This is a genomic window from Sphingomonas sp. URJC2 (assembly GCF_059803575.1).
Genome location: NZ_JAPFGX010000003.1, coordinates 89,958 through 116,459, shown reverse-complemented (window position 1 = coordinate 116,459; position 26,502 = coordinate 89,958). Strand labels below are relative to the sequence as shown.

Here is a 26,502-nt window from a genome sequence, read left to right as displayed (position 1 = left end):
AGAATGGCCAAACTCGATCGGCTGCTGTCGCTCGTCTACCTGCTCAGCGAAACATCGGAGGGGCTCACCCTCGATGACATGGCTGCCGCTCTTGCGGTCAACAGACGCACCGCGGAGCGTATGCGCAACGTGATCGGGCTGCACTTCGACCTGGAGGAACGTCAGGACTTCGGACGAAAGCGCTTTCGCATCCTCGGGTCGCTACGGCGCGTCTATACCCGGCCCACCCCGGAGGAACTGGCCGCGCTTCAAGCTGAAGTTGATGCCCGCCTGTTCGAACAGTCGCCTCGCGGCCCCCTTCTCCTCAGCCTGATCGCCAAGATCAAAAGCGCACTCGACGAGCGCGAGAAGCTGCGGCTTGCGCCTGACCTTGAGCTGCTGGCCCGGGCACACCGCATGATGGTGGCCGCAGGACCGACCGCTGTCTCTGACCCGGCCGTCCTCGCAACCGTTCAACATGCGATCCTGGCGGGTGCATGTGTCGAGTTCAGCTATGTTCGCGAGGAAGGCGAAGAGCCCCAATGGCGCCGGGTCATTCCCTATGGGGTCGCTTTTGGTCCGCTCACTTACCTTGTCGGCAAGCTTCCGCCACGTGAAGGACGGCCTGAGTTTGATCCCGTTCTGTTCCGCTTTGATCGCATGTCCGATGTTCGCCTGAGCGAGACACTTGGCAGTGCGCCGGACAACTTCGATCTGGAGGAATGGTTGGCCGAAAGTTTCGGCATCTGGCGAGATGATAAGCATGCTGTTTCGCTACGGATTCTGCCACATGCGGCAGCACGCGCGCGTCTATGGCGGTTTCACCGTTCACAGACCATGGAAGCACTGTCTGACGGAGGTCTGCGCGTCCGTTTCGAAGCAGGCGGCCTGCGGGAAATGGCGGAACATTTGTTCTCCTGGGCTGGCGATCTCGTGATCGAAGAACCTATAGAGTTACGCAGAGTCATGACCGAGAGGCTTCGACTCGCAGCGGGCATGACAGGTCTTGAATTAATGCGGTGAATTCGAGGGCGACCGAATCTGTCGGCCTCATGGTGTTTATGCGAATCATGGAAAACGCATTGCACCATCTCGATCAGCCTGCAGCTCAATCAGTGGCGCACCTGGTTCTCACCTGGGCCGACAATGATCACCGTCCTCGCGTCCTGCTCGGCCCCTCCCGGAGGCTGATCTGGGCGAACCGGGCAGCCGAGGCCGAACTGCACAAGGGATCAAGCCTCAGGCTGGAAGGCGGCCGGGTCGCGACACGCCGGCCTGACATGACGGCTGAACTCGAGCGCATAACCGCGATTGGGGGTCCCGATCGCGCTCGCATCTTCGTGCCGCTCGCGGATGGCACCGATCACCTCATCATCGACACGGCGCGCCTTCCTTCGAACAGGGAACACGTCGCGCTCCAGTTCCGTCCCGGCACCGCAAAGCTCTTCGACCCGGATGAGGCACTCCGGCCGTTTGGCCTCACTCCTGCCGAGCGGGACGTGGCTGCCTTCCTTCTGGAAGGCGCCACGGCGCGTGAAATCGCCTCGGCGCGGCGCAGCGCTCCGGATACCGTACGTGCCCAGGTCAAGAGCATCTATGCCAAGCTGGGTATCGGGTCGCGCACAGAGCTTCTGCGACGGTTGATCCCCTATTTCTGTTGACCACCCTGAGAAAGGAGGTTTGGCATGGAAGTCTGCGGTCGGCTGCGAAGGAGCCTGGCTGTCTTCAACGCACCTGCGTTGACTATCTAGAAGCGGCTGATGTCACGATGGCTGCGTTTGGGACTTTCGCGCCGTTCCCGGTGGCCTCCGCCAACGGCGCCTTCCGCCGGAACGGGACGTTCCCCGCGCGATCGCACCAGCGGTTATCTATGAGCGAGCCTGGCCGGTTGCTGTCAGAACTTTTCTAGGCGCGATGATCGGTGAAACAGCCAGTCAATTGATTAGAAACCAGCGTGTGCCGGTTCCACAGTCGGCAGCACAAGGCCGCGTATAAAAGGCGGAATTATTACTCAAAAACGATAATGGCTCGGATATTAGTTGTCACAGTCGAGGGTGCCGGGTATCCTAACCCTGTGTTACATACTGAGAATCCGCCGCTCGCCGCACTCAAGTCCTTCTTCACCGACGCGACCGGGGGCTCAGGCACCTACGGCCACCTGCTGCTGGAACAATCAAAAGCTCCGTTTCAGGACGCCACAGTTGACGCACTTCGCCCCTACTTCGAATCAGCTCACGCCGATGCGCGCGAAAACTTCCACAAGGCTGTGCGGATCTCGCTCCATCCTGAGACGGGCGAGATGGGTGCCGACGCCACCTATCCGAACTGCCTGCCGCCCAAAACCATCCGCGGTCTGTTCGGCGAGGTAATGGCGGGCATGATCGCCGAGGCCTACCCAATGGTGGGTGCAAAGTCATGGCGGATCCCGATTTTCCTTTTCCGCTACCATGGCGCGGTCGAGGATTACATCTTCGACCTCGCGCGCGATCCCACGAAGAAGCGGGAGGTGCACGGGCGGCCCGGCAACGACTTCATCGGGCTCGAGATGGCCGCCGACGGTACCGTGACCGCCTTCATCGCCGGCGAGGCGAAATGGCGCGCCGATCTCACGGCTTCGACAATGGACACGATCATGAAGGGTGATGGCACCGGAAAGGGTCCAGCGCGGGTCTACAAGGACAACGGCGTCTGGAACGACATCAACACCGCGCTCCCGGTGCCGAAGGGTCTCCAGCAGATGTGCGACCTGCTCGCGATCAAGGATCGCGACGCCTTCGCCCGAACCATCCTCTCGCTGGACGAAGCGCTGCTCGGGAAGTCGAGCCCGCCCCGCACCGACCTCGTCCTAGTCGCGGGCAACCGATCGCCGACGCGCCCGAAGGGGGCGACGCTACTGCCGACGGCGGCTGCGCCCGCCGACTACAAGGCGGCACGCCCGCTGCAAATCGTGGAGATTGTCCTCGAAGGCGGCGAAGACCTAATCAATCGGATATACACCAGCCTGTGGGTGAAGCATGGCGGAACTTGAGGCGGAACGCCGCGCATTAGCCGAGGCCTTCGTCGCGGTCCATGCTACGGAGAACGCGCTGACCGCGCAGCAGGCGCGCCTCTTCGTGCGGTCAATCCAGAGCAGCTGGCGCGTCACGTCCCTCGACTGGTCAGTCAGGCAATCGATCGAGCTTTTCAGCGATGCGCGCAGGCTGCTGCACGCAGCGACGATCTTCGAGGAGGGTGACGGCCCGGACGGCCCGGCGGCGGCGGCCTGTTACCGCCGCGCGGGCGAGATCCTGGAATGGCTGGCCCGCGCGGGGGACGACGTCACACATGACGTTCCTGCCGAGGTGCTCGCCGCCGGCGCATATCAGCTCGCGGGTCTGCCGGCGATGGCCGGAGGGATCTTGAAGCGGGTTAAGCTCGATGGCGTTGGCGCCATCCTAGGCGCGTTCCTCGGTTGCGACTTCGACTCCGTGATGGAGCTCACCGCCGCGTTCTGGGCCACGCATGGGGATCTGACGGGGCCGGACGGATCACAAGGGCTTCTCGCAGAGGGCGATGACGACCCGTCACCGATTGCGCCATCCGCCGCGTCGGGTGCCGACGAAGAGCACGAAGTGCCGCCGGAGAGCCGGACGAGCCGGGTCGCCTGGTATGTCGCCGTCGAGACGGTTCGGTCTATCGGTCTCCTCGCAGATGGGCTGCGGCGCGGCGAGCTGATCAGGACCGAGACGGCGTTGCAGAAGCTGGCGGCATTGGCGGATGTCGCGACGCGCATCGTCGGCGACGAGGCTTGGATCATGCTCAAGCTTGTCAGCGCTTCCGCCGCCCGTTTCGCGCGGGATAGCCTGCACCGTCGTGCTGCGCCACTTGCGGCGCCCGGCCTGGATGCGGCTGCGAAGCTGCACAGGTTTGCCCGCGAGCAGTTCGCCCGTGGTCGTGGCGTGCTGTGGCCTTCGCAGGTCAGCGGCCTCGCCCGTCTCGCGGTCAGCAGGTCGTTCGCGCTTTGCACGCCGACGGGATCGGGCAAGACGCTGGTCGCCAATCTCGCGCTGGTGAAGGAACTGCTTCTGGCCGCACCGACGGACAGTAAGCCATCACCGCTTGCGCTCTACATCGTCCCGTCCCGCGCTTTAGCCGGCGAGGTCGAGGCGAAGCTGAGCGCTGAGTTCCGCGGCGAGATCACCGTCACCGGCCTCTATGGCGGCACAGACTGGGGCATCACCGATTATTGGCTGACTGCCGACACCCCGACCGTGCTGATCGCCACGGTGGAGAAGGCCGAGGCTCTTATCCGCTATGTCGGGCACCTTCTCGTCCGGCGCCTCGAACTGCTGATCATCGACGAGGCGCACCAGGTGGTCGTCGACGGCACCCCGCGGACCATGCGCGATCTCGCCGCCCACTCCGATCGGGCGATGCGGCTCGAAGGTCTGGTCACTCGCCTTCTTGCGCTCAAGCCAGACATCGGCCGCGTGGCGCTTACCGCCGTCGCGGGCGGAGCGGCACCGCCGGTCGCACGGTGGATCGAAGGGGGCGATGCGGCCGAGCCCGTGGGGCTCGGCGACCGCAGCAGCCGTCAGCTGGTCGGCGTGCTCGAATCGCGTCCGGGCCGGTCGGCGCGTATCACGCTTGAGCTGAACAACGGCCAGCCGCTTTACGTGCGCGGCCGCGAGGACCCTGTCTTCCTCAAGCTCGGCCTTCCCCCGATGCCCGAACCGCTGTCGGCCATACGCAAAAGTCTCCCGCACTACGTGCAGAACCATGCACTGTGGACAGCCATGAACCTAGTCCCCGGTGGTCGTCGCATCCTCATCTCGGTCACGCAGGCGCCCGACCGCGTAATGAAGCGCTATGCCGAGGCGTTCACGCTAAAGGGATGGGACGCCCTGCCGCCATTCGAGCCGCCGGCAGATGGCGCGCAGCTTTTCGCCGACGCGCGCGCAACCTGCGTCGACTATTGCGGACCGGCCTCGTCCGAGGTCGCTCTGCTCGACCGTGGCATCGCGACCAGCCATGGCCAAATGCCGCAGCGTCTGCGGCGCTTTATGGTCGAGTTGATCGAGAGGCGCGTCTGCCCGGTGACATTGGCGACCGCTACGCTGACCGAGGGGGTGAACCTCCCGTTCGACCTCATCATCCTGCCGAGCCTGGAGCGGACCGTGGACATACGGCCGACAGGCCAGCCGGTTACCGACATACTGCCCACGGCGGAATTCCGCAATCTCGCGGGTCGCGCGGGCCGGCCGGGCGCGGCGGAGTCGATGGAAGGCATCACGCTCGTCTGCCTGCCGATGGCCAACTCGTCGACGGCACAGGCCGAGCAGGCTACGCAGCGCAATCAGCGCGACGGGTTCGTTCGCAACCTGAACCGGCTCCTCGACGCGATCGCTGCCGAATCCCGCGCCGACGCCACCGTCAGCACGCCGCTCCAGACGCTGCTACGCTCGATCTGGCAGAAGGCGCACGATGTGCTGGGTCTGCGCACGGTCGCGGACCTGCACGCGTTCCTCGAAACATCCCTGCCCGAATCGGTTGGTGACAACCTCGGTGTCGGATCGACGCAGACCCTGGATATGCTCGGCGACAGTCTCGACGAACTCGACGGCTTCATTCTTTCGGCGATCGAGGAGATGGAACGCCTCTCTGGAACACCCACGGACGTCGAAGCGGCGATACGCGACATCTGGAACCGGTCCTTTACCCGATACGCCGGCGTCGCGGAAGAATGGCTGGAGGCAGCCTTCGTGAAGCGCGGCGGAGCGGTCGCCGCACGGCTATATCCCGATCCCATCCAGCGCCGCGCGCTCTACCAGATCGGCTTCACGCCCTACGTCGGGCGGCAGTTCCAGCAGGTGTCGCCCGCCATCATGGAGGCGCTTCGTGGTGCCGCCGACTATGGCACATGGAGCACCGCTGAGCGGTTCGCGCTCGTCGCGCGGCTGGGCGAACTCGTGCGGGGCGGCAGGGGCTCCGGCTTCACGGCGCGTGGAGCGACCGAGCAGGCGCTGATCGACCGGTGGCTGGATATCGCTGGATGGTGGGTGCAGCGTGACGGTGCGTCGCCGCCGGCGGCCGGCGAACTCCGCCGCTGGCAGGGCTTCGTGGCCAACAACCTGGAGTTCCGGCTTGGCGTCTCTGTCGGCGCGGCGGTCGCGGAGGCATGGAACGCCAACGCCGGCGAGGCCGAAGTCCCCAACCTCGCGGCATGGCGCGAGACCACGAAGCTGCCCTGGATCGGTTTCTGGTTCCGCGAACTGCTCCGCTGGGGCACGCTCGATCCGTTAGTCGCGTTCGCCATGGCGCAAGGGTTGGCCGGGACGCGCGAGGCCGCGACCGTGCTGCGTGCTGAATACGAGACCTGGCTCGCGAGCCGCACGTTGGTCCCCACTGCCGAGGAGCGGATAGATCCGCAGCTCTTCCTCGCCTGGATGGAGGCGCGGCCTCGGGGGATCGTCCCGCCGGCGGTGCCGACGACGGCGGCCGCGAGTTTGACGAGGGTCACCGGTTCGCGCGCCTCGTATGCCGTTCGCCCGATCGTTCGCGACGGCACCGTGACGTGGATAGATCCCGCCGGCTTCGAGGTTGGGAAAGGCCAGACGATCCCGGGTGCTGTCGCGGCGCGGCCATCCGGGCACGATTATGTCATCGCGAACGACCAGTTCGGCGTGCGGGTCACGCGGACCTTCTGAGCCCTCCCCTCCGCAGTGGTTCACTCGAACCGCTTTTTCAAGTCGATCGCGCTCGATTCCAACGCTGCCAAGAGCGGTGTCATTATCGCTTCGTAGTCGCGCGGATCGCCGACCCCAAGCTTCGCGGCGGCGCGCCAGGGAAGTGCGAACGGCGGCGCCTCTGGCCCTCGCAAAGGTTTTCTTCCATCGCCATGACCAGTGATGGCTCGGTGATATCTGGCTGGGGTGGCTTGATGTTAGCTCCGCGTGGAATCCCATCGACATGGGAGGACCAATGTGATTGCTATCGGCAATATGAACGTCAGCGAGAACATCAGGAAGCTTCGCGCATCCCGGGCGATGACCCAAGAGGATCTGGCCGCGTCGGCGGGTGTAGGCATTGCGACCGTGCAACGCGCCGAGGCGGGGCGCAAAATCGCCGCGGCGTCGCTCGCTTCGCTGGCTGCGGCTCTCGGCGTGCCCGCGTCCGAGCTTGGCTCGGCCGGATCGGTCGCCGATCAACCTCACGTACCGCTCGACCGGATAACGACTGGCGGCGGGCTGGTCGGCTTGCTTCGCCGAGGTCGCAACATCGACTTCGGGTTCTGCGAACTGGATAGTATCGACGACGCCCGCTCGATCCAACTTTTTCAGGAGCATTGCGAGGCAGTGGCTGCAATAGAGGGAGCCTTGCGTCCCGTCGACCAGGTCGTGCGGGAACTTGAGGCGAAGACGCTGCTCGACGGCCTTGCCGCCCGGGGCTTCGTGGTCGGTGGCGCCAGTTTCGACGTCCAGTGCTACGACGTCGACGACCACGGAGGTGGCGGCTTGGCGATCCTGATGGCGCAGTGGACCGAGACGAGGATCGCGCTGCGCGTCGGTCGGGACGCATCGGGTATCTCGCGCGCATTCGTGATGGATGGCCTTGGCGAATATGAGACGCCGCGCAATGGTTTGGTCTTCCCGGAGCGAGCCGAGGATGCCGCGGCGACGACCGAAATGGAAGATTGAGGCGGCATGTTCAACGTGATGGTCACCGCAGGCGACAACGCCTGGGAGGAAGGTGCCTACGTCTGGGACCGCAGCCGGGTGCTCGAGCACACCGCTGATGATATCCGGGCGCCGTTGCGGGCGTTAACGCCCGCAGTGCTGGAGGAACTGGCTAAGCTCCCGACGCTGTTCATGTATGAGCAGTCGGCGGACGGCGTCCCGCGCATCGGGCACATCCGTCGAATCCAGCAGCGCGGCAGCGATATCCGCGTCATCTTCGAGTTCGACGTTTCCGTCCCCCCGCTGACGGACGAGGAGCTCCAAGAACTCCGCTGGGACCTGCAGCTGGAGGATTTCGAGTTCAGCCGGACCCATTGGGCCGTGAAGGATGGCGACCTTCTAGCCATCCTTCGCGAGCATGGCATTATTGGCGCGGTCGCCGCCGAGGCGCCCGCAGTGGAACCCGAGCCAGTGGCCCCGGCGGTCGACGTCACGCCGGCGAAGGTGTTTCTGGTGCACGGTCGGGACGAGGCGTCCAAGCACGCGGTCGCACGGTTCCTCGAGCGTCGGGTTGGCGTCGATGTGGTGATCCTGTCGGAACAGCCGAACCGCGGTCGCTCGATCCTCACCAAGTTTCGTGAGGAGGCCGACGGTGCGGCGTTCGCTGTCGTTCTTCTGACCGGCGACGACCTCGGTCATCTCCGGCTCGAACTCGTCCCCGCCGGCGAGGCCGCGCCGGTCGCGGTCCAACGCCCGCGCCAGAACGTGCTCTTCGAGATGGGCTTCTTCATTGGTCAGCTAGGTGTCGAGCGGGTGTGCGCGCTCGTCTCGCCGGGTGTCGAACGCCCGTCCGACTACGACGGCGTCGTCTACGTCCCGCTCGACGATCAAGATGGGTGGCAGCGGCGGCTCGTGACCGAGCTGCACGCCGCTGACGTGCCTGTGTCGGCGACTTGGTGGCAGGCCTAGGGTGGCCACGCGGGACGAGCTCTACGCAAAGGTCAGCGTCACCGCCGAGGCGACGTAGCTCTTCGAGACCGAACTCGGCACGCTGATCCTGTGCTTGCGCGGACTCGCAGAAGGTTGGCACGTCGAGCCTGGCAGCCGGCTGACCCAACGCGGAGATCTGGTCCGCACGCAGGTTGCCACCTTATTGCAGTCTAAAGCGAGGTCGGGGCTCCTTCATGAAAGCCGCTTGGCTGCTTCCGGCTGAAGTAGACATTCATTCTTCTGATCTGGGACGACCGGCTTTGGTCGGTGGCTGCCAGTAGGTCTTGGGATTTTCCTACCCTTCCTAAATGATGTGAAGAATGATCGGCTTCACCAGAATCCGACATTCTGTCGGCCATTTTGGGCACAGCGACTGTCACGGGTTCCTTCCGAATGAGACGCTATTCGAGCTTCGTCCTTTCTTTACGTCAATGTCAAAAACCCGACCGGTCTGCCTCTCAAACTTGCACCTTCAGTTTTTCTCGGAACACAGCAGTCGCTGGCCGATGGTTAGTCGGCCTGTTGCGCGGGCAGAGCGGTGCAATCAGGATTCATCGCGAGGATGGTCATTCCGGGCGCCGGGCACCCGACATGTTAAGGCTCTAACGAAAGGATGGCACTCCGTCTTTAGAGTCTCCGTGATGATCAAGCGTTAAGTGCAGCCGTCTCGCCTACCATCATCGCCAGCAGTTCGGGCATGGCGATCGCCTGCGAGAACAGATAGCCCTGCGCCTGGTCGCAGCCCATGGCGCGCAGTGTCGCGGCAGCCGAGACATCCTCGACCCCTTCGGCGACAACCACCTTACCGAGCGAGTGGGCGATCTCGATTGTCGCGCGCACCACGGCGCGGCTCTCCTCGGAATTGGCCATGTTCAGGACGAACCTCTTGTCGATCTTGAGCTCGGAGCTCGGCAACTGCTCGATATATTCGAGGTTCGACTGGCCGGTGCCGAAATCGTCGATCGACAGACCGATGCCGCGCGCCTTCAGGGCGGCGATCTGCGGCACGATGCGGTTATCCTCGAGCTTGGCGGTCTCGGTCAGCTCCAGCGTCAGGTTCTGGGGCGGGAAGTTGTAGCGGCCCAGCAGGGTCATGATATCGAACAGCAGGTGCGTGTCCGACAGGCTCTTGGCCGACATGTTGACCGCCAGCTTGAAGCGCGGATCGAGCGCGATGGCCTGCTTGCCGTCAACGAGTGCGCTCTCCATCACCACCAGCGTCAGCTCGTTGATGCGGTCGCTTGCCTCGGCGGCCTGCACCAGTTCCTGCGGGTTAACAAAATCGGCTCCGTCGGGTTGCCAACGGATGAGCGCTTCCGCCCCGACAATTTGGCCCGAGGCAAGATCCACCTTCGGCTGGTAGGCGACCCCGATATCACGATCGCGCAGGCCCTGCTCGAGCAACCGGATCATTTCTAGCCGGTTATTGCGCGCCTTAAGGTGTGCCGCGTCATTGATAATGAAGCGCACGCCGCACGCGGTCGCCTCGTCGGCCGCCTGCATCGCCTTCTTGATGCGCAGCGTCACGGGAAGATCGTAGTTGGTATCGACCCCCAATGCCGGCGCGCCGTTGGCAGACTGCCATTCGAGGCTGATCGCGGTGCGGAGCATCAGCGCAAGGCCATCGGCATGGCGTTCAAGCTCGCCCGCCTCCATGCGCGGCGCAAGCCACACGAGGATATCACGCTCGAAGGCAATATCGCCGATCTCACCCGGCTCCTTGACGTAACCAATGAGGGTGTTGACGAAAACGCCGATATCGCGCGCGCTCCAATCCTCCGACAACTCGGCAAGATTGGCGATCTTGAGCGCAAACACGTCCCAGTCGGCCTGCGCCTCGTCGGAACTGATCGCCGACGTGGTCATCGCATCGACCCCCACGCTATAATATTTCTTATTGATCCGGGCGTAACCAAAGGCTGCGAAACCAAGTGCGAGAAGCGCCGACAACACGTCAAGACTGACCAACATCTCATCCAGCACGAAGGTTGCCGCAAAAAGGCCGAGCGCAAGGATCCACAGGGCGCGCAGCGACCGTTGCTGGGTGAAGGCGAGCAGCGCGATCGCGATGGCAGCGACAAGCACTGCCGGGAACCACATCAGATTAACCGGCGTCCCTCGTTTGAGAGTATGGGCACCCAAGACGTGGAAATAGGCCCCGGGCACACTGCCAAGGAACGGATGGTGGATGACGTCGCTTGAAGTAATGAAGGTGTCGCCGATAATCACCGATTTTCCAGCGAGTTCGGTGGCCCCGACATTGCCGCGCAGGACATCGACATAGGAATAGGTCTGCACCTTACGGGGGTCGATTGCAGGATCAGGACGGTAGCTTACCGCCGGGCCGTCATAGTCGGCCAGTAGCGCGGATATTGTCGGATGACTGCGGCCGTGCAATTCGACCTCGGTCGGGAAGACCACGGAGAGCCCGAACGGCGCGACCATGCCAAGCATGGACGCCATGCCGACCTTATCGCGGAACAGCTTGTGCGGCACGATCGCAGGAACGTCCTGGAGGGCCGCCTTGGTTTCGGGCGCCATGCCCAACCAGATTATGCCGGAGTGCTTGGCGAGTGCGCGCGCAAATGCGGCATCGCTTGCCGGCGTTTCCGGATCGGCAAAGGCTCGATCGAAGACAATCTTCTTCACATCAGCAGCGACCAGGCGCTCGATGAGCTGGCTGTGGTGGTGGCGGGTTGGGATCGCAATTTCGAGCTCGTTGAGGGTTTTATCGTCGATCTTGATCACCGCAATGTCCAGCGGTGCAGGGCGCTCGCGCAGCTGTGCACGGGCGAGCCGGAGCGTGTCTTCGGCCGGCAGCGGCAAATCGATTGCGCCTGACACCACGCCGAAACCGATCGCCATCAGCGCGACCTTGATGCGCTTACGGCGCAACAGATCGGCCCCCGAAAGACGCTCGCTTTTGGGTTTCAGAACATGCGCTTCGCCGCCAGAACGTCCGAGCGCACGACGCAACCTGCCAGCCAGAGACGGTATTGAGGCCATGATCAAGCGCGCGATCCCGGGGAAAATCCAAACTTCTCCCTGAGGTGCGGCCGTTGATTCATTGCAAACGGGGTACGTCGTGCGATCCCTGAACCGACGTCACAGCACCCGCGGCGCGATCAGTCCGACCACGATGGTGAGCGTCCCGCCCTGTCGAACAGTGCAAGCGAAGCCGCAGGAAATCGCGTGCGGCGTCGCCCAAGCGCGGCTGGCCAACGGCGAGAGTATGACCAGCGCGCCCAGATAGAGCAGCGCCGGGCCCGGCCGTCCCCAGCAAAAGCTCCACGGCAGGAACAGCGCCACCGCCAGCAGACCCGGCAGAACGGCGAGGATGTAGGCCTCGATGGTCGCGGGCGCATCAGACCGGGCGCTGACGAGCGCCTGCCCTCACCATACGCCGCCAAGAAAACTGAAGACGCCGCTGCATATCGGACGTGATTTTACTCCGTGATGGGGGCTTGCGGGCGCAGATGAGCGATCACGCCGTGTTCGAAGGCGCGAGCGTCGTCAGCGCCTCGCGCAATGTCTTCCGGCGCGATCGCCAACCGGATCGAACCTTCGGCCATCAGAAATCCCTCACGACAGTCGTGGATCAGCGTGGTCAAATCATGCAAGGCGCTGACGATCAGCCGGCCGTCACGCGCCATGTTCGCCAGCGCCTGACGGGCATCGAAGCAGGCCACCGGATCGAGCCAGTTGAACGGCTCGTCCAGCAGCACGATACGCTGGCCGCCGACAAAGGCAGCGTAAAGGGCCAGCCTTTGCCGCATGCCTGCGGACCATTCATCCACGCGTCGCGACCAAAAGCGGGGAAGGTCGAGCGCTTCGCGTAATCCGGCGAGATCGGACGCGGCACAATCGCCCCCCGTGGCGCGAGCGGCAAGAGCGAGCAGCTCGCGGCCGGTCAGCTCGCCGGGGAGCATCGCGATATCCGGACTGAACCCGATCGCCATCGCCCGCGCCCGGCGGTCGCCGCCGATCTCGACACCGTCGAGGCGGACGCTGCCGCGCGTCAGGGGAAGCCGTCCGCCCAATGCGCGCAGCAGCGTCGTCTTGCCCGAGCCGTTGGCGCCGACGATGCCGACCCAGTTCGGTCCCGTCAGTCGCAAATCGGGCACCCGTACGATTGCGCGGCCGCCGAGCTCGACCTCGATGTCAGTGGCTTCGAGCTTCGCTAGCCCAGGCTCCAGAGCCGCTCGTGATCGGCCCGCATGAGCCTCCAGAGCCGGGCTCCGCCGATGACCACTGCCGCGGGCGGTGCCAGAATTGCGGCAAAGGCCACCGCTATCAGCAGCCATTGCAGCTGTCGTTCGGCCTGAGCGCGCGACATCTGCCGATAGTGGAGCAGCCGCGCCGTCATCAGCGCCAAGCCCAGAAAACCGCCCGCTGCGGCAGCGGCGGAACCGCCGCTCCACGCCACCCCGAGCAGCGCGCCCAGCACCGCCGCGGCCGGCGCGCGCGCCGTTTCGAGCACGTGCCGGGCGAGCGAAGTGCCCGAATAGGAATGAAAGCGGCACACCGCCGGCGACACGCGCGCGCAGGCGGCGGCGCCGAAGCCGGCAAGCGCACCGGGTAAGCCGGCACCGATAGCGGGGACAAACAGGGTCAGGCTCGCCAGCGCCAATCCCATTAACGCGCCCCAGACGAACGGATAGAGGACAAGGCCGCGTTCGGGACCGATCTGGCGTCGGCCCCTCAGCCCCGGGCGCAGAACCAGTTTCGGCCAGGCCGGCAGTATGCCGCCGACCAGTGCGCTCATGGCCAAGACGACGGCGGCCATCGCCAGAACGTCCGGGCGGCGCAGCTCGACAATGCCCGCTATCAAACCGATTGCAGGCAGCAGTGCAAAAACGGCCAGCAACGGCACAGCGCGGCGCCAAGCGCTGGCCGCCGGGCTGAGCGCGTGCGCGGCCATAACCGAGCCCGAGGCCAGTTGCGCGACACGGTTCGCCCCGGCCCGGCCGAGCAGCAATCCGGCCAGCCCGGTGCCGCACAGGATAAGGGACACGGGAAGATGCTCCCGCGCAGGCCGGGCAGCGGTGTCCGCGACAAAGCCAGTGCCGATCAGCAGGAGGACAAACAGCAGTGCCCGGTCCGGCCAGCGGGAAAAGGCACGTTCGACGTTTCGCCGCGCGCGCAAACCGTCATAGACCAGCAGTCCGAACGGATCCGGCATGATCTGGCTCAATCTGCCTCGTTCGAATGGAGGATAGTTTTCATACGCATGTCTTGATCGAGGATATATTGAATCCGATCCCCTGTCTCGAAATCGCGCGGGATTACGTTCAAGGTGACGCCAAACGTTTCCTGCCAATGCTGGGCATGATAATCTGCCCCGGCCGCAATGAACAGCACGGGGCCGCGGGGGAGATGGATAGTTCCGAGCGGCTCCACCTCGATCCAGTCAGCGAGCTCGCGTCACCTGGCGAGCCCAAACCCAGGCTGCTCGATGGATACGCACATCCGCCCGGCGTCCTGTGCAGCCCATTGCTTCAACCGCGCCAGTTCCCAAAACAACCGCCCGGCGCTATTCCCCGCTGGGGGAAGGCTTGGGGTCACGTCAGCCGGTTTCTCCTGCCACGATGCTGTCAGCAGGCTCAGATTACATGTGAGCTTCCATAACGGGAGGACAGCATGACAGACACATACGCCGATGGTCTCGTGATGCTCGCCGAGCTGCAGATCAAGCCGGGCGAGCGCGAGGCATTTCTGGACTACGCGGTTGAGAACCTGAAGCTCAGCAGGTCAGCGGTAGGCAATCTCGCCTTCGACATCCTGATCGACGAATCCAACCCTGAGACGGTGCTGTTCTATGAAGTCTGGGAATCGGCCGAGGCTCAGCAAGCCTATATGGCCTGGCGTATCGAGCGGGGCGATCTGACCACGCTGATGTCGTTTCTGGCAGGCGAACCCAAGTTCACCGCTCTGCGGAGTCTCGCAAGCTAATGCAGCCGCTGTCAGGTGATGGCCCTGGATAGAGACGTCAGCCTGACACTCGCTCTCGCACGCGCCAATGTCGTTCCCGCGCCGTCCTGAAGTTCGGCTTCTGCAAAACCAATCGTCCTCCCGAGCTGGACGATGCGGCCGGTCCCGATGAGCGGGCCGGGCTTCGCCGGCGCGAGAAACTGGACGTTCAAATCGATGGTCGACGGAAAGACTTTCGCGTCGCTCGCGATGAGAATGGCAGGACCTATGCAATCATCGAGCATGGCGGTCAGAAATCCTCCCTGCACGTTGCCAGCAGCATTGCAGAATTCCGGGCGCGCGGTGAACGCGATCCTGACCAGGCCCTCCTCCGGATTGGCGTCGATTATGTCGAGCCCGAGCAAGGTCGCGCAAGGCGGGGTCGGAAAGCGATCAAGGACGGTTGGAATGGACATGCCGCACTCCTGCTGGTCTCAGGCTGGGAAGCGTAAACTGGCACTCCTGACAGCCTTGTGTCAGTAATCAGCCATGCGCCGCGCCGAACGCCTGTTCCGATTGGTTCGCGAGTTGCGATCTCGACACATCAGCCGGGCGGAGGATCTGGCGGCCACTTTCGAGATCAGCGCGCGCACCATCTACCGCGACATCGCGCATTTACAGGCGTCGGGACTGCCCATCGAGGGCGAGGCCGGGGTCGGATATATTCTGCGCCCGGGTTTTGACCTGCCAGCCATGACGTTCACGTTCGAGCAGATCGATGCTCTGGCTGTTGGGTTATCCTTCGTCGAGGCGGCCGGCGACGCCTCGCTGTCGCTGGCCGCCAAGGAGGTTCGGGCAAAGCTGCAAGCCGCGCTGCCGGAACCCGACCAACGCAAGTTGGAGCAGGCGCCGTTCTTTGCGAGCAGGCGTGATGGGCCCGCCGATCCAAAACTGCGAACGATCAGGGAGGCAATCCGCGAGGCGCGCATCTTGCGCTTGGACTATGTCGATGCCGATGGCACGATCACCGATCGTCTTGTCCGTCCGCTCGCCATCTGGGCCTTTACCGACGGATGGCTGTTTGTTGCCTGGTGCCAACTGCGTAGCGACTTCCGCGCCTTCCGGCTTGATAGGATTTCCATGATCGAGCTGACGGGCGATCATTTTGCCGACGAGCCTGACAAAGACCTTCGCGCTTATCTTTCATCCAAGCTTCTGGTGCATCGAATCGGGGGTTAGATCAGGAAATGTGCTCCCGATCACCCCGGTTTGATCTCATTGCCGCCATTCGCCTCCCCACCCAATTGCAGTAGATAATCGTGTTATGCCTCGGCCCAGAAAGACGCCTGCCGGCTTTCTGGGGAAATAGACGATCATTGCTCTGACCCGGAACGACTGGGCTTGGTCGGCAGCCGTTACGGTTGAGGTCGAGTCGGGAGTGACAGCTTTACCCGCCTTTCGGAAAACACCTGCCGTTCGACAATCGACCCCGGAGCAGACATTGCCGCTAGTCCTGACGCGGCCAAGCTCCTGCCTCTGCACCAGCAATCACTTTTGCGACCGTAATCGGCTGCATCCTGCCGAGCCCGCCCCCAAGAGCAATGTCGGCGGCCTCGAACTCCCTCTCGCGCAGCACCGATGCGCTCGCGAGATGATCCGTGAGCAGTTTGCGACGGCGGCGGCTCATCTCCACCGGAAGTCAGAGAACGGCAGCGAAGGGTTGCAGCTCGGCCGCTGTCGTGATGAGCCCCTGCCGGGTGAGCGTGTCGAGATAATCCTCAACCGAGTAGCATGGGTTTCTGAGCCGTGCCGGGACCTTCTGAACGGCGGTGCAGAAGAGGCCGGGCGCAAGGCTCATCTGGTTGCAAAGAAAAGTGTCCGGATGCTGCACCTCAATGCCGAACGGAGCGAGCGCGGCGTCGGGAAAATCCTTGAGGTTCTAGGTGACGATCACGTCGCAGCGGCCGGTGATGGCTGCAGCGAGGACGTGGCGGTCGCCCGGATCGGGCAAGGTAAGGGTAGGGATAAGTGCCTCATAGCCGAGGACCAGCGCATCGCGGGTATGGCGGTCCATGAGGTCGCGCGTGCGTTCGAGTGATGCACGGTCGCGATGCGGCTGTTCGCGCAGCAAAGCCTCGATCCATTCGCGATGAATGTCGGCGCTCCAGCGCGCCTTGAACAGGTCGGTCACGGCAAGCTGCAACAACAGGTCCCGCATTGGCGCGGGGTAGAGGACGTTCGCATCAAGCAGGGCCGTGTAACGGCTCACGGGCGACTATAACCCATGTCCTGTTCCTGGGCTTCGGCGGCAAGCTGGTCGAGCACCGCCTCTCGATCGCTGTCGAGTCTGGCCTTATAGGCCATGACGTCCTCCATACGAATGCGCCGATGCTTGCCGACCTTGCGGTGGGGGATCTGGCCTTCATCAAGCAGCCGGATCAGGAAGGGCCGCGACACATTCAGAAGCTCGGCTGCCTGCACAGTGGTCAGCTCGGCGTTCTCGGGAATGAGTGTGACGCCCCGCCCGGCGGCCATGGCCTCCAGAATATCCATCAGCAGTTCGACTGCGCCGGTCGGAAGCTCAAGCGGTTCATCATGGCCAGCGTCGCGGACGCGCAGTGTCAGCGGCCGCTTGCGGTTTGCAAATCGGGACAGAAGCTGCCCAGAAGCGCGCGCGATGGCTGCATCCTGCGCAGAGGGCGGCATCTGGCGGTGGGCGAGCATGGTCATGGGAACCTCCTAGTTCTCTCGAGCCATAAGTGCATTATCTGCTTTAAACGCAATAAATGCATTTTGGCGGGGGCCTCACATGCGCTGACCTCAATACGCGCTCGCCAGCATGATCGTTAGCACCCGCTGGATCACGGCAGGATCGGCGGGGTCTTCGCTGCCGACACTGGCGCAGCTGGCCCGCTTGAACCGCAGAGCATTCCATCTTTAAGCTGGCGCGTGCGCTGCCACCTCCTGCTCCCGCTTCTCGCCCTCGCCGCGTGCCAGCCCGCCGCGCCGGCTCCGGAGATGATCGTCTGGGCTTGGGAGCGGCCCGAGGACCTCCGCTTTCTGCCCAAGGGGGCCGAGATCGCCGTGCAGACCGGCTTCATCGATCTCGCCGGCGACAATTTCCTCGCACGTGGCCGGCGCTTCCCGCTGCGCACCGATCGACCGCCCACCACCGCGGTCGTCCACATCCAGATCGACGACCGCATGCCGCTGCGCTGGACGCCGGCGCTCCGCGCCCGTGTCGCTGCCGCCATCCTCCACTTTGCCCGTGTCATCCCCGCGCGCCGCGTCCAGATCGACTTCGAGGTCCGCCAGTCGCAGCGCCGGGTGCTGATCGATGTGCTCCACGACGTCCGCGCCGCCCTGCCCCGCAATGTCCTGCTGTCGATGACCGCGATTGCCAGCTGGTGCCAGGAGGATTGGCTGGACGCGCTGCCGGTCGACGAGATCGTCCCGATGCTGTTCCGCATGGGACGCGGCGGCGCGGCGCTCCGCGCCCGTATCGAGGGCGGCGGCGACTGGGCCGAACCCGCCTGCCGCAACGCGCTCGCCGTGTCCGCCGACACCCCCATTGCCCGCGCGCCGCAAGGGCGTAGAGTCTATCTGTTCGCCCCCCAAAGCTGGACACCCTCCACCTTCGACGCGGTGCGGAAACGGGTGGAGCAATGGCGATGAAGCGCGGGTGGTGGTTGGCAGCGGCGGCATGTGTCGCGGGACTGGCGGGAAGCCAGGCGGCCGGCTCAGGCGATCAAGGGCCGATCCTCGACTATGTCACCAGCCATGCGCTGCACCCGATCGATCGCGCAGCCTTCGCAGCCGGCAATGTCGGCATCGTCAAACCCAGTGCGCCGGCGGCGGTGCGCTATCTCGACTGGCGGCTGCTCAAAGGGTTGGATGTCGGCGCCGATGCCGCCCGGGCGCTCGCCACCCCGTGCTGCGGTGACTGGCAGGATCCGACCGGTGTCTGGCTTGAAGCACGGCGGCAAGTCCCGGGCCTCGAAGCCGATTATTACTGGGTGTCGACCGAGCGCCGAGGCCCGGACTACACCTCGATCCCCACCTGTTTTGGCGACGCCTTCACCACCGCCGCAGCGACGCTGAAGGCGCGGATCGCTGCGCATGGCGCCGCTTCACCCTGGGTGCGCGCCTGGGTCAATGCGCAGCACCGCGTGTTCGAGGCGTGCAGCAAAGAGGGCGTGACCCTGCCGCCGCTCGATCCCGGCGCTCCGGCCTGGCTGCGCGCCGACCGGCTATACCAGCAGGCGGCGCTGGCGCTCTATGACGGCCGGCTCGCCGATGCCGAAGCCACCTTTGCCGCGATCGGTCGGGATCCGGCCTCGCCGTGGCAGAGGCTGGCGCTGTACCTTCAGGCACGCACCATCCAGCGCGCCGCACTCACCGCCCGCAACCCCGTCGCCTTTGCCCGTGCCCGTGCCGCGATCGCCACCCTCGCCGCTGCACCCGATGGCACCTATGGAAAAGGCGAACTCGTCCGGATGCAGCAGGTGCTCGACTATCACGAGCATCCCGCCGCGCTCCGCGACCGGCTCGATCGCGTGCTCAATGCAAAGACGCCTACCCCGCACATCGCGGTCCAGTTCAAGGACTATTGGAGCCTTTCGGCCAGGCAGCCCGAAAGGCCAGAGGCAGCCGACTGGATCGCGACGCTGGACACGCGCAATCGAGAGGAAGGGTTCGCCCACGCCACCGATCGCTGGCAGACGACGCACCGCACCGCGTGGCTCGTTGCCGCGCTCGGCCTTGCCCGCCCGGACGATGCCGGCGTCCCGCCTCTCCTGAAGGCCGCTGACCGGGTTGCGGCGGACGACCCGGCCTGGCTCACCGCACGCTACCATCTGCTGCGGCTGCGCATCGGCCGCGTGCCCGATGCGACGCTCCGGCCCCAGGTCGACGCGCTGCTCGCACGGCGCGACCTCACGCCGTCGGATCGCAACATCTTCCTGTCGATCCGCGCCCAGCTGGCGACCAGCCTCGCCGATTTTTCTGCATACGCACTCCGCCAGCCCTATTGCAGAGGCGGGGCTGCAGATTGCGCCGCCGTCGCCGCCGAAGCGCAGCTGGGGCAGCGCGGGCAGGACTGGCTCGGCCTTGGCGACGATGCGCGGATGACGATCGACCGGCTGCCGCTCGCCGAGCGGCTGGCGCTCGGCCGCAGCGCCAGGCTGCCCGCCGAACTGCGGCTCGACCTCGCGCTCACCAACTATGTCCGCGCAGTGCTGCTGCGGCGAGATGCAGCGGTGAACGAGACCGCCCGGATGCTCGTGACGCTGCTGCCGCAGGTGAAGGCCGACTGGCAGCGGATCCTGCGCACCCCACCCGGCCGGGCCAAGCGCTTCGCCGAGATCTTCGTGATGACCAAAATCCCCAGTCTGCGCACCGATCTGGCCGATTATGCCCGCCCCCATGGCAATGAGCCTTCGTTCGGCGGTTATTGGGACGATTGGTTCGTGCAGCTGCCGCGCGGCATGGCGCCGGCCACCTTCCCGGCCGCCAAGGCCTATTATCAGGGCAGGTGGTGGGACGGCGGGGACCGCGGTATGCAGGAAGACGCTGTCGACCTGACCTGCAACGGGCGCTGCGGCGAGGCCTTCCCTGCCCGCCCCGCCCCTTTCGTCAAGCCGCTGCACGCCGCGGCGCGCAGCGAACGTAGCGCGTTCCGGCGCGCTGCCGATCTCGATCGCGGCAAGACCGGCGGGACGACGCTGTGGGAAGAGGCGCTGGCCTATGTCGCCGCGCACCCACGCGATCCGCGCGCCGGCGAAGCGCTGTATCGGCTCAACCGGGTGGGACGCTGGGGCAACAACCACAACCAGCTGAGCAAGCGCGCTTTCCGGCTGCTCCACGCCCGCTATCCGGACACGGTCTGGGCGAAGCGCTCACCCTATTACTACAACTGAGTCGACCGGGCGCGGGCCGACTTTGGCAAAGAGGCTCGGGCTCACGCCGCTATGTGTAACCACACTGATGAGCGTTCGCGGCTGAAAGGGAAGGCTTGCCGCCATGCCGCTTCGGTGCGCAAAGAGCGGCCGCCCGGTGGAGAAGAATGCTGTGAAGATCAGTCGAAGGGTTCACCATGCCGCTAGCAGGTTGCACAAATGGCTGGCGCTGATCATCGGGTTTCAGCTGCTGCTGTGGTTTGCCAGCGGCGCGCTGATGGCGTGGCTGCCAATCGGCGAGGTGCGCGGCGAACATCTGGTCGACCGGGCGCGGGCCGAACCCTTGACGGCGGAGCTGGCGCGGGTCGATCCGGCCATGCTCGCCCGGATCGCTGGCGACGGCATAGAGACGATCACGTTGCGCCGGGTCGATGGCCGTCTGATGGCCGAGGCCGGGGAAGGCGATACCGCCCGGCTGTTCGATCCGTTGAACGGGCAGCCGGTCGGTCTGCTTGGCGAAGCGGCGGCGCGGCGGATCGCCAATGCAGCCTGGACGCGGCGTCCTCCGTCGATCGCCGAGACCCGGCTGGTGCGCGCACGGAGCACCGAATATCGGGCGCAGCTGCCGGCATGGCGGATCGCCTATGCCGATGCCGAAAACACCGCCGTTTATGTTGGCGCGCTGACCGGCCGGATCACCGCAGTCCGCACCGGCACCTGGCGTCTCTATGATTTCTTCTGGGGCCTCCATATCATGGACTGGGCCGAGCATGCGGATTTCAACACCCCATGGCTGGTCGGCTTCGCGCTTGGCGGGCTGGTGATCGGTTTGAGCGGCACCCTGTTGCTGCTGGCACGATGGCCGCTGAGGCGCAGACGCGCCAGCCGCTAGGGGGCTCCCCCCTGACAAAATGTCTCATCGTCAACCAGTAGGTCGGCAGGCATGGTGGGTCCGAAAGGACACGGAATGGTCGACCTTATCGATGCCTGGGTCTGTCACGGCCAGCAGCCATGCGGTGCTGCACGAACCGGCAGAATCGATGAATGCAGCCGGCAGGTACTTCCCGGCGCAGGAACGCGCGCGCCATCTCGTTTCGGATGACAGGGAACGGGAAAAGGGGTATCGGCGCGGCCATGTTCACCGCCATGCGCCATGAACGAGGGCTGCGCGCGCTGTTTGCCGTGCTCCTCGTTTGCGTTCTGGCGCTGCGCATGGTCGTCCCGACCGGCTTCATGCCCACGCGGACGGCGGACGGCATTGTCGTCACCATCTGCAACGGGCTGGGCGAAAGCCAGACCGTGCTGGTCGACCTGCAACGGTCCGATGACCAGGATCATTCCGGCCACGAGCAGGCCGAGCACAAGCCGTGCGTGTTTGCATCGGCATCGCTGCCGGCAATCGCCGGCGCGCAACCCGCGCCACTTGCCAAGCCGGCATTGCTGCTGCGCGAATTCGCGCTGCCGCCGCCGGTCGACGCCGCGCCTGCCACTGCCGATTTTCTGACGCCGCCGCTGCGCGGCCCGCCTGCTCTGGCCTGATCGCCGGAGCCACCTGACCGGACGCGATCCCCAAGGATTGCGCGTCGCTGTTCCCACTCCGGCCGATGCCGCGCCTGCATGGCGCGCCCTTTTCCCTGCCGGAGTTTCACATGACCAAGACCTGCCTGCTGGCGTCCGTCGCCGCATTCGGCCTGCCCGCCATTGCCCCCGCCATTGCCCACGCCCAGGATGCGCAGCCCGAACGCTGGACGCCCGCCGATATCATCGTCACCGGCGAGCGCCAGAGTTACCGGGCCGACGAGGCCAGCGTCACCCGCACGCCCGTGCCGCTGATCGAGACGCCGCAGTCGATCCAGGTGCTCACCCGCGCCTTCATCCGCGACCAGGAACTGAACACGCTGGACGAAGCGCTGCGCAACGTCTCCGGCGTCGTCCCCACGCTGCCGTCCGAAGCGGTGCTGGCCAATCCGATCGTGCGCGGGTTCGAGGCGGAGATCTTCACCGACGGCCTGATCGGCTATGGCGACACCGCCGTCATCGACCCGGCCTCGCTGTGGAACGCGGAACGGGTCGAAGTTGCCAAGGGCCCGACATCGACCCTGTTCGGCGGCGGCACCGGCGCCCCGCTGGGCGGCCTGATCAACATCGTGTCGAAAACTGCCAACCAGACCCGCGCCTTCGGCTTCCGAGTCCGCGCGGGCAGCTTCGACGAATATTCGGCAGCGGTCGATGCCAATGTGCCGCTGTCGCCGACGCTTGCCATCCGGCTTGTCGGCGAAGCGCAGACCAATGGCGATTACATCGATGAAGTTGAGGTTGATCGCACGCTGATCGCCCCGTCGATCCGCTTTGCGCCGTCCGATGCGACCGAGATCGTCGCGCGGCTTACGCACACGCGGGTCGAACAGCTCGAATATGCCGGTCTTCCGGTCCAGTTCCGCGATGATCCCCGTGTCGATCGCAACCGGTTTACCGGGGCGGTCGATGCACCGCGCACGACCATCGACAATCTGACCTATCAGGTCGAGCTGAAGCAGCGTCTGAGCGACAGTCTCACGCTCAATGCCCGGCTGCGACGCTATGAAAGTGCGTTCGACGAGCGCGCGACGACGCCATTCTTCGGCTTTTTCCCGTGCGGCGCGGCCTCGCTCCTGAACGAAACGTCATGCCCGCAGGTCAGCGCGCGGCTCCCCGCCGATGTCGGCGAATGGACCGGCGATCTGTCGCTGACCAGCGAGTTCAGCACGGGTGCGGTCAAGCATGTCGTGCTCGCGGGCGTCCAGGCCGACCGCACCGATTATGATGCGGCGATCGGGTTCACCATCTTCACGCCCTTCCCGTTCGACTATGCGGGTCCGGCGCGCGTGACCGGGTTCACCGAACCCACGCTCAATCAGTTCATCACCAACCGCTACAAGACCAACGCCGCCTATCTGCAGGATCAGGTGACGATCGGTCCGGTCCATCTGCTCGGCTCGATCCGCTACAGCGAGCTGCGGCTGGAAGAGGTCGCGGGGGGTGCCGGCACCAACCGCACCTATCGCGAATGGGATCCGCGCATCGGGGCGACCCTCGATCTGGCCGAGGGCGTTTCGCTGTTCGCAGGCTATGCGACCGGCTCGCGCCTCGCGATCTTCTTCACCGGTGCCGAACCGCCGGTGCCCGAGCGCTCCGAAAGCTTTGAAGGCGGCATCAAGTTCGGGCTGGCGCGCCTCGGGCTGTCGGGAACCATCGCCGCCTATCGCATCGACCGCAACAACGTCCCCACGCCGGACCCGAACACGTTCGGCAGCTCGGTTCAGGTCGGCAGGCAGCGCAGCGAGGGGATCGAGGCCGATCTGATCTTCGAACCGACCCCGGCCTTCTCGCTGCTGGCGAGCTATGCCTGTACCGATGCCCGGGTGGTCGAGGACAATGCGATCCCGGCCGGCAGCCGCCTCCCGCGCGTTCCCGAACATAGCGGCCGGCTGGCCGCGCGCTACCGCGTTCAGGATGGCGGGCTGAGGGGACTTGAGCTGGGCGCGGGCGTCACTGCCAACTCGGGCGCGGTGATGACGCTGCCCAACGGAGCCAAGACGGACGGCTATGCCGTCGTCGATGCGCTGGCGAGCTACCGGATCGGGCGCGCCCGGATCGGCCTGCGCATCGATAACCTGCTCAACACCGATTACTTCATCCCCTACCAATATCTCGCGCAGGATGTGGTGCGCCCGGGCAATCCGCGCTCGGCCTTTGTCACGCTGGGGTTCGACCTGTGATCGCCCGCGATCCCCGCGGACCGGCCGCAGCCGCCCCCGATGCCGGCATTGATCGTCGCGCCGCCCTGATGGCGGCGCTGTTCGGGGCGCTCGCCGCCGGCACGGCCAGCGCGCAGGACAAGCCGGCGGCCGACGCCCAGGCCGGGCACGACATGGGCGGGATGCCGCCGGGCTGGATCAAGGCCGACCAGATCGCCATGCTCTGCTATCCGGGCATGACCATTCTTGATCTGATCGGCCCGCAATACATGTTCGCGGCGCTGATGGGCGCGACCGTCCATCTGGTCGGCAAGACGCGCGATCCGATGACCAGCGATACCGGGGTCACGATCGTCCCGACCGCGACCTTCGACCAATGCCCCAGGGATCTGACCGTCCTGTTCGTCCCGGGCGGCACGACGGGCACGCTGGCGGCGATCGGGGACGATGAAACGCGCAACTTCATCGCGGACCGCGGCGCGCGGGCGCAATATGTGACATCGGTGTGCACAGGGGCGCTGGTGCTCGGCGCGGCGGGTCTGCTGAAAGGGTATCGGGCGACGACGCACTGGGCGGCGCTGGAGACGCTGGCCGATTGCGGCGCAACCCCTGTTGCCGAGCGCGTGGTGCGCGACCGCAACCGGATCACCGGTGCAGGCGTCACCGCCGGTCTCGATTTCGGCCTCAGCATGGTCGCGGAGCTGCGCGACGCGACCTATGCGCAGGGGGTTCAGCTTGGCTGCGAATATGATCCGCAGCCGCCGTTCAACGCCGGCTCGACCAGGACCGCACCGGCCGATGTCCGGGCGATCATGGCCTCGATGTATGCCAGCTTCCCCGGCCGGGTCCGCGAGGCGTTCAAGGCAGCGGGAGCGGGTCGATGAACAGCCGCCAATCGGGCTTTATCGGCTGGCTGCGCCAGGCCCGGCGGTCGGCATGGCTGCTGGTCGGGCTGTGCATGCTCTATCGGGGCGGCGAGGCCGTCATCAACGACACGATGGTCCCGGTCGTGGACAGTGCGGCAATCGCGCAGGTGCAGCAATGAGCGCCCGGATGTCTTCAGCGGGCGCCCGGGTCAGTCCCTGGTGCCCCGAACAGATGGCGGACTGCGCGGTCAGGATGGTCGCCCCCAGGTCCACCATGCCGATCCCGAACAGCTATATCCTGGCCGGCGTCGGGGTGGTCGCAGCCCTGCTGTCCGTCCGCTTCGTGATGCTCGGAGCGTGGCCGGTGCTTGTCTTTGCCCTGCTCGACATTGGCGCTTTGGCGGTGGCGTTTTACGTCTTCAGCCGCCGGCCAGTGCCCGAGGAGCAGATCTCGCTGATCGGAGACCAGGTCGTGATCTTGCGCAGCGATGGGCAGGGCAAAGCCCATCGGCTTGCCCTGCCCGCGTTTTGGACGCGGCTTGAGGTGACCAGCCATTCCGAGGTGCAGTGCGATCTCCACCTCGTCTTTCGTCAGGGGCGGCATCCCATCGGCAGCTGCGTGTCCGCAGCCGAACGGCGGTCGCTGATCCCCAGGATCGAAGCCCTGCTCGCACGCGCACGCCGGCCCTGACCATGCCCCGGCGATCCACCGCTCATCCTGCCTGTCGAGGAAACATCATGCGCCTTATTGCCTCATTGCTCGCGGTTGGTGCGGTCACCAGTCCAGCCCCTGCTCAACCTGCCCAAATCACCCAAACTGCCAGCCCGACAGTGCCGGTGGCGGCGCCGTTCACGCTGGCCCCGCTTCCCTATCCGGTGGATGCGCTCGAACCCGCGATCGATGCCCAGACCATGACCATCCATCACGGCCGGCATCATCAGGCCTATGTCGACAATCTGAACAAGGCGGTGGCGGCCGACCCGACGCTCAAAGGCCAGACGCTCGCGCAGCTGGTCGCCCGTGCCGGCACCCTGCCCGCCGCGGTGCGCAACAATGCCGGCGGACACTGGAACCACAGCTTCTTCTGGGCGACGATGGCACCACCGGCTGAAGCCGGCCAGCCATCTCCCGAACTGGCCGACGCGATCACGGCCCAGTTCGGATCGCTCGATGCGTTCAAGGCGCAGTTCAAGGCGGCCGGCACCGCACGCTTCGGCTCAGGCTGGGTGTGGCTGATCGTCGGCACCGACGGCAAGCTGGCGATCACCTCGACCCCCAATCAGGACAATCCGCTGATGGACGCGGCTGAGGTCAAGGGCACACCGATCCTCGGCAATGACGTGTGGGAACACGCCTATTATCTCAAATATCAGAACCGCCGCGCCGACTATCTCGATGGCTGGTGGCAGGTGGTCAACTGGCCCGAAGTGTCGCGGCGTTTTCGTAAAGCCATATCCCGATAAAAAT

The 26,502-nt window shown here is 65.2% G+C and carries 28 protein-coding genes; 17 read left to right on the top strand and 11 right to left on the bottom strand.

Annotated features, from left to right (window positions below; translation table 11 throughout):
• Nucleotides 1–3: 3 nt before the first annotated feature.
• The 6 genes from OPU66_RS02745 (at nt 4) to OPU66_RS02720 (ending at nt 8,603) form a co-directional block, all read left to right on the top strand.
• Nucleotides 4–1,002, top strand: coding sequence for a helix-turn-helix transcriptional regulator (locus OPU66_RS02745; protein ID WP_498552080.1), 999 nt, complete (start codon nt 4–6; stop codon nt 1,000–1,002).
• A gap of 38 nt (nt 1,003–1,040) precedes the next feature.
• Entirely contained in the window at nt 1,041–1,640 is a 600-nt protein-coding gene (locus OPU66_RS02740) for a helix-turn-helix transcriptional regulator (RefSeq protein WP_498552079.1), read from the top strand.
• A 413-nt stretch (nt 1,641–2,053) separates the two neighbouring features.
• On the top strand, nt 2,054–3,007 hold the full coding sequence (locus OPU66_RS02735; RefSeq protein ID WP_498552078.1) for an aminotransferase: 954 nt from the start codon (nt 2,054–2,056) through the stop codon (nt 3,005–3,007).
• Nucleotides 2,994–6,665, top strand: a complete 3,672-nt coding sequence (locus OPU66_RS02730; RefSeq protein ID WP_498552077.1) for a DEAD/DEAH box helicase — start codon at nt 2,994–2,996, stop codon at nt 6,663–6,665. The genes OPU66_RS02735 and OPU66_RS02730 overlap by 14 nt, the downstream gene beginning before the upstream one ends.
• Before the next feature lie 294 nt (nt 6,666–6,959).
• Nucleotides 6,960–7,655 carry a helix-turn-helix transcriptional regulator gene (locus OPU66_RS02725; RefSeq protein WP_498552076.1) on the top strand — a complete coding sequence of 232 codons (696 nt, stop codon included), beginning with the start codon at nt 6,960–6,962 and terminating at the stop codon, nt 7,653–7,655.
• 6 nt (nt 7,656–7,661) lie between these two features.
• A complete protein-coding gene (locus tag OPU66_RS02720) occupies nt 7,662–8,603 on the top strand; it encodes a TIR domain-containing protein (protein ID WP_498552075.1) in 942 nt (313 codons plus the stop codon).
• 666 nt (nt 8,604–9,269) lie between these two features.
• Here OPU66_RS02720 and OPU66_RS02715 read toward each other — a convergent pair.
• The 5 genes from OPU66_RS02715 to OPU66_RS02695 form a co-directional block, all read right to left on the bottom strand.
• Nucleotides 9,270–11,600, bottom strand: a complete 2,331-nt coding sequence (locus tag OPU66_RS02715; RefSeq protein ID WP_498552074.1) for an EAL domain-containing protein — start codon at nt 11,598–11,600, stop codon at nt 9,270–9,272.
• A gap of 129 nt (nt 11,601–11,729) precedes the next feature.
• Entirely contained in the window at nt 11,730–11,933 is a 204-nt protein-coding gene (locus tag OPU66_RS02710) for a hypothetical protein (protein WP_498552073.1), read from the bottom strand.
• A gap of 137 nt (nt 11,934–12,070) precedes the next feature.
• The gene (locus OPU66_RS02705; RefSeq protein WP_498552072.1) at nt 12,071–12,748 is read right to left on the bottom strand and encodes an ATP-binding cassette domain-containing protein; all 678 of its coding nucleotides are present in this window, start codon (nt 12,746–12,748) and stop codon (nt 12,071–12,073) included.
• Between the two features lie 56 nt (nt 12,749–12,804).
• Nucleotides 12,805–13,818 (bottom strand): hypothetical protein, encoded by a 1,014-nt coding sequence (locus OPU66_RS02700; protein ID WP_498552071.1) that lies wholly within the window; start codon nt 13,816–13,818, stop codon nt 12,805–12,807.
• Nucleotides 13,815–13,985 (bottom strand): hypothetical protein, encoded by a 171-nt coding sequence (locus OPU66_RS02695; protein ID WP_498552070.1) that lies wholly within the window; start codon nt 13,983–13,985, stop codon nt 13,815–13,817. The genes OPU66_RS02700 and OPU66_RS02695 overlap by 4 nt, the downstream gene beginning before the upstream one ends.
• A 279-nt stretch (nt 13,986–14,264) precedes the next feature.
• On the opposite strand from OPU66_RS02695, the gene OPU66_RS02690 reads away from it, so the two are divergent.
• Nucleotides 14,265–14,576, top strand: coding sequence for a putative quinol monooxygenase (locus OPU66_RS02690; RefSeq protein ID WP_498552069.1), 312 nt, complete (start codon nt 14,265–14,267; stop codon nt 14,574–14,576).
• Between the two features lie 11 nt (nt 14,577–14,587).
• Here the strand turns inward: OPU66_RS02690 and OPU66_RS02685 are convergent, their stop codons facing one another.
• Nucleotides 14,588–15,010, bottom strand: coding sequence for a PaaI family thioesterase (locus OPU66_RS02685; RefSeq protein WP_498552068.1), 423 nt, complete (start codon nt 15,008–15,010; stop codon nt 14,588–14,590).
• Nucleotides 15,011–15,083: 73 nt separating this feature from the next.
• Here OPU66_RS02685 and OPU66_RS02680 point away from each other — a divergent pair, with 73 nt between their 5' ends.
• The gene (locus tag OPU66_RS02680; RefSeq protein WP_498552067.1) at nt 15,084–15,773 is read left to right on the top strand and encodes a helix-turn-helix transcriptional regulator; all 690 of its coding nucleotides are present in this window, start codon (nt 15,084–15,086) and stop codon (nt 15,771–15,773) included.
• A 268-nt stretch (nt 15,774–16,041) separates the two neighbouring features.
• Here the strand turns inward: OPU66_RS02680 and OPU66_RS02675 are convergent, their stop codons facing one another.
• The 5 genes from OPU66_RS02675 to OPU66_RS02655 form a co-directional block, all read right to left on the bottom strand.
• Nucleotides 16,042–16,221, bottom strand: coding sequence for a hypothetical protein (locus OPU66_RS02675; RefSeq protein WP_498552066.1), 180 nt, complete (start codon nt 16,219–16,221; stop codon nt 16,042–16,044).
• Between the two features lie 12 nt (nt 16,222–16,233).
• Entirely contained in the window at nt 16,234–16,425 is a 192-nt protein-coding gene (locus tag OPU66_RS02670; protein ID WP_498552065.1) for a VapC50 family PIN domain-containing toxin, read from the bottom strand.
• 48 nt (nt 16,426–16,473) lie between these two features.
• A complete protein-coding gene (locus tag OPU66_RS02665; RefSeq protein ID WP_498552064.1) occupies nt 16,474–16,803 on the bottom strand; it encodes a PIN domain-containing protein in 330 nt (109 codons plus the stop codon).
• Nucleotides 16,800–17,264, bottom strand: coding sequence for a helix-turn-helix domain-containing protein (locus OPU66_RS02660; RefSeq protein ID WP_498552063.1), 465 nt, complete (start codon nt 17,262–17,264; stop codon nt 16,800–16,802). Before OPU66_RS02660 ends, OPU66_RS02665 begins: the two co-directional genes overlap by 4 nt.
• A gap of 90 nt (nt 17,265–17,354) precedes the next feature.
• Nucleotides 17,355–17,459, bottom strand: a complete 105-nt coding sequence (locus OPU66_RS02655; RefSeq protein WP_498552106.1) for a DUF3768 domain-containing protein — start codon at nt 17,457–17,459, stop codon at nt 17,355–17,357.
• Between the two features lie 93 nt (nt 17,460–17,552).
• Here OPU66_RS02655 and OPU66_RS02650 point away from each other — a divergent pair, with 93 nt between their 5' ends.
• The 9 genes from OPU66_RS02650 (at nt 17,553) to OPU66_RS02610 (ending at nt 26,498) form a co-directional block, all read left to right on the top strand.
• On the top strand, nt 17,553–18,209 hold the full coding sequence (locus OPU66_RS02650; RefSeq protein WP_498552062.1) for a hypothetical protein: 657 nt from the start codon (nt 17,553–17,555) through the stop codon (nt 18,207–18,209).
• Complete coding sequence (locus tag OPU66_RS02645; protein ID WP_498552061.1) at nt 18,200–20,452, top strand: hypothetical protein; 2,253 nt, start codon at nt 18,200–18,202, stop codon at nt 20,450–20,452. Before OPU66_RS02650 ends, OPU66_RS02645 begins: the two co-directional genes overlap by 10 nt.
• A 190-nt stretch (nt 20,453–20,642) precedes the next feature.
• Nucleotides 20,643–21,323, top strand: coding sequence for a PepSY domain-containing protein (locus tag OPU66_RS02640; protein WP_498552060.1), 681 nt, complete (start codon nt 20,643–20,645; stop codon nt 21,321–21,323).
• Between the two features lie 152 nt (nt 21,324–21,475).
• Complete coding sequence (locus OPU66_RS02635) at nt 21,476–21,970, top strand: DUF2946 family protein (protein WP_498552059.1); 495 nt, start codon at nt 21,476–21,478, stop codon at nt 21,968–21,970.
• A gap of 110 nt (nt 21,971–22,080) precedes the next feature.
• A complete protein-coding gene (locus OPU66_RS02630) occupies nt 22,081–24,189 on the top strand; it encodes a TonB-dependent siderophore receptor (RefSeq protein ID WP_498552058.1) in 2,109 nt (702 codons plus the stop codon).
• 68 nt (nt 24,190–24,257) lie between these two features.
• Nucleotides 24,258–25,052 (top strand): DJ-1/PfpI family protein, encoded by a 795-nt coding sequence (locus OPU66_RS02625; RefSeq protein WP_498552057.1) that lies wholly within the window; start codon nt 24,258–24,260, stop codon nt 25,050–25,052.
• Nucleotides 25,049–25,213, top strand: coding sequence for a hypothetical protein (locus tag OPU66_RS02620; RefSeq protein ID WP_498552056.1), 165 nt, complete (start codon nt 25,049–25,051; stop codon nt 25,211–25,213). Before OPU66_RS02625 ends, OPU66_RS02620 begins: the two co-directional genes overlap by 4 nt.
• Nucleotides 25,214–25,308: 95 nt before the next feature.
• Nucleotides 25,309–25,725 carry a DUF2244 domain-containing protein gene (locus tag OPU66_RS02615; RefSeq protein ID WP_498552055.1) on the top strand — a complete coding sequence of 139 codons (417 nt, stop codon included), beginning with the start codon at nt 25,309–25,311 and terminating at the stop codon, nt 25,723–25,725.
• A 146-nt stretch (nt 25,726–25,871) separates the two neighbouring features.
• The gene (locus OPU66_RS02610) at nt 25,872–26,498 is read left to right on the top strand and encodes a superoxide dismutase (RefSeq protein WP_498552054.1); all 627 of its coding nucleotides are present in this window, start codon (nt 25,872–25,874) and stop codon (nt 26,496–26,498) included.
• The last annotated feature ends 4 nt before the right edge of the window (nt 26,499–26,502 follow it).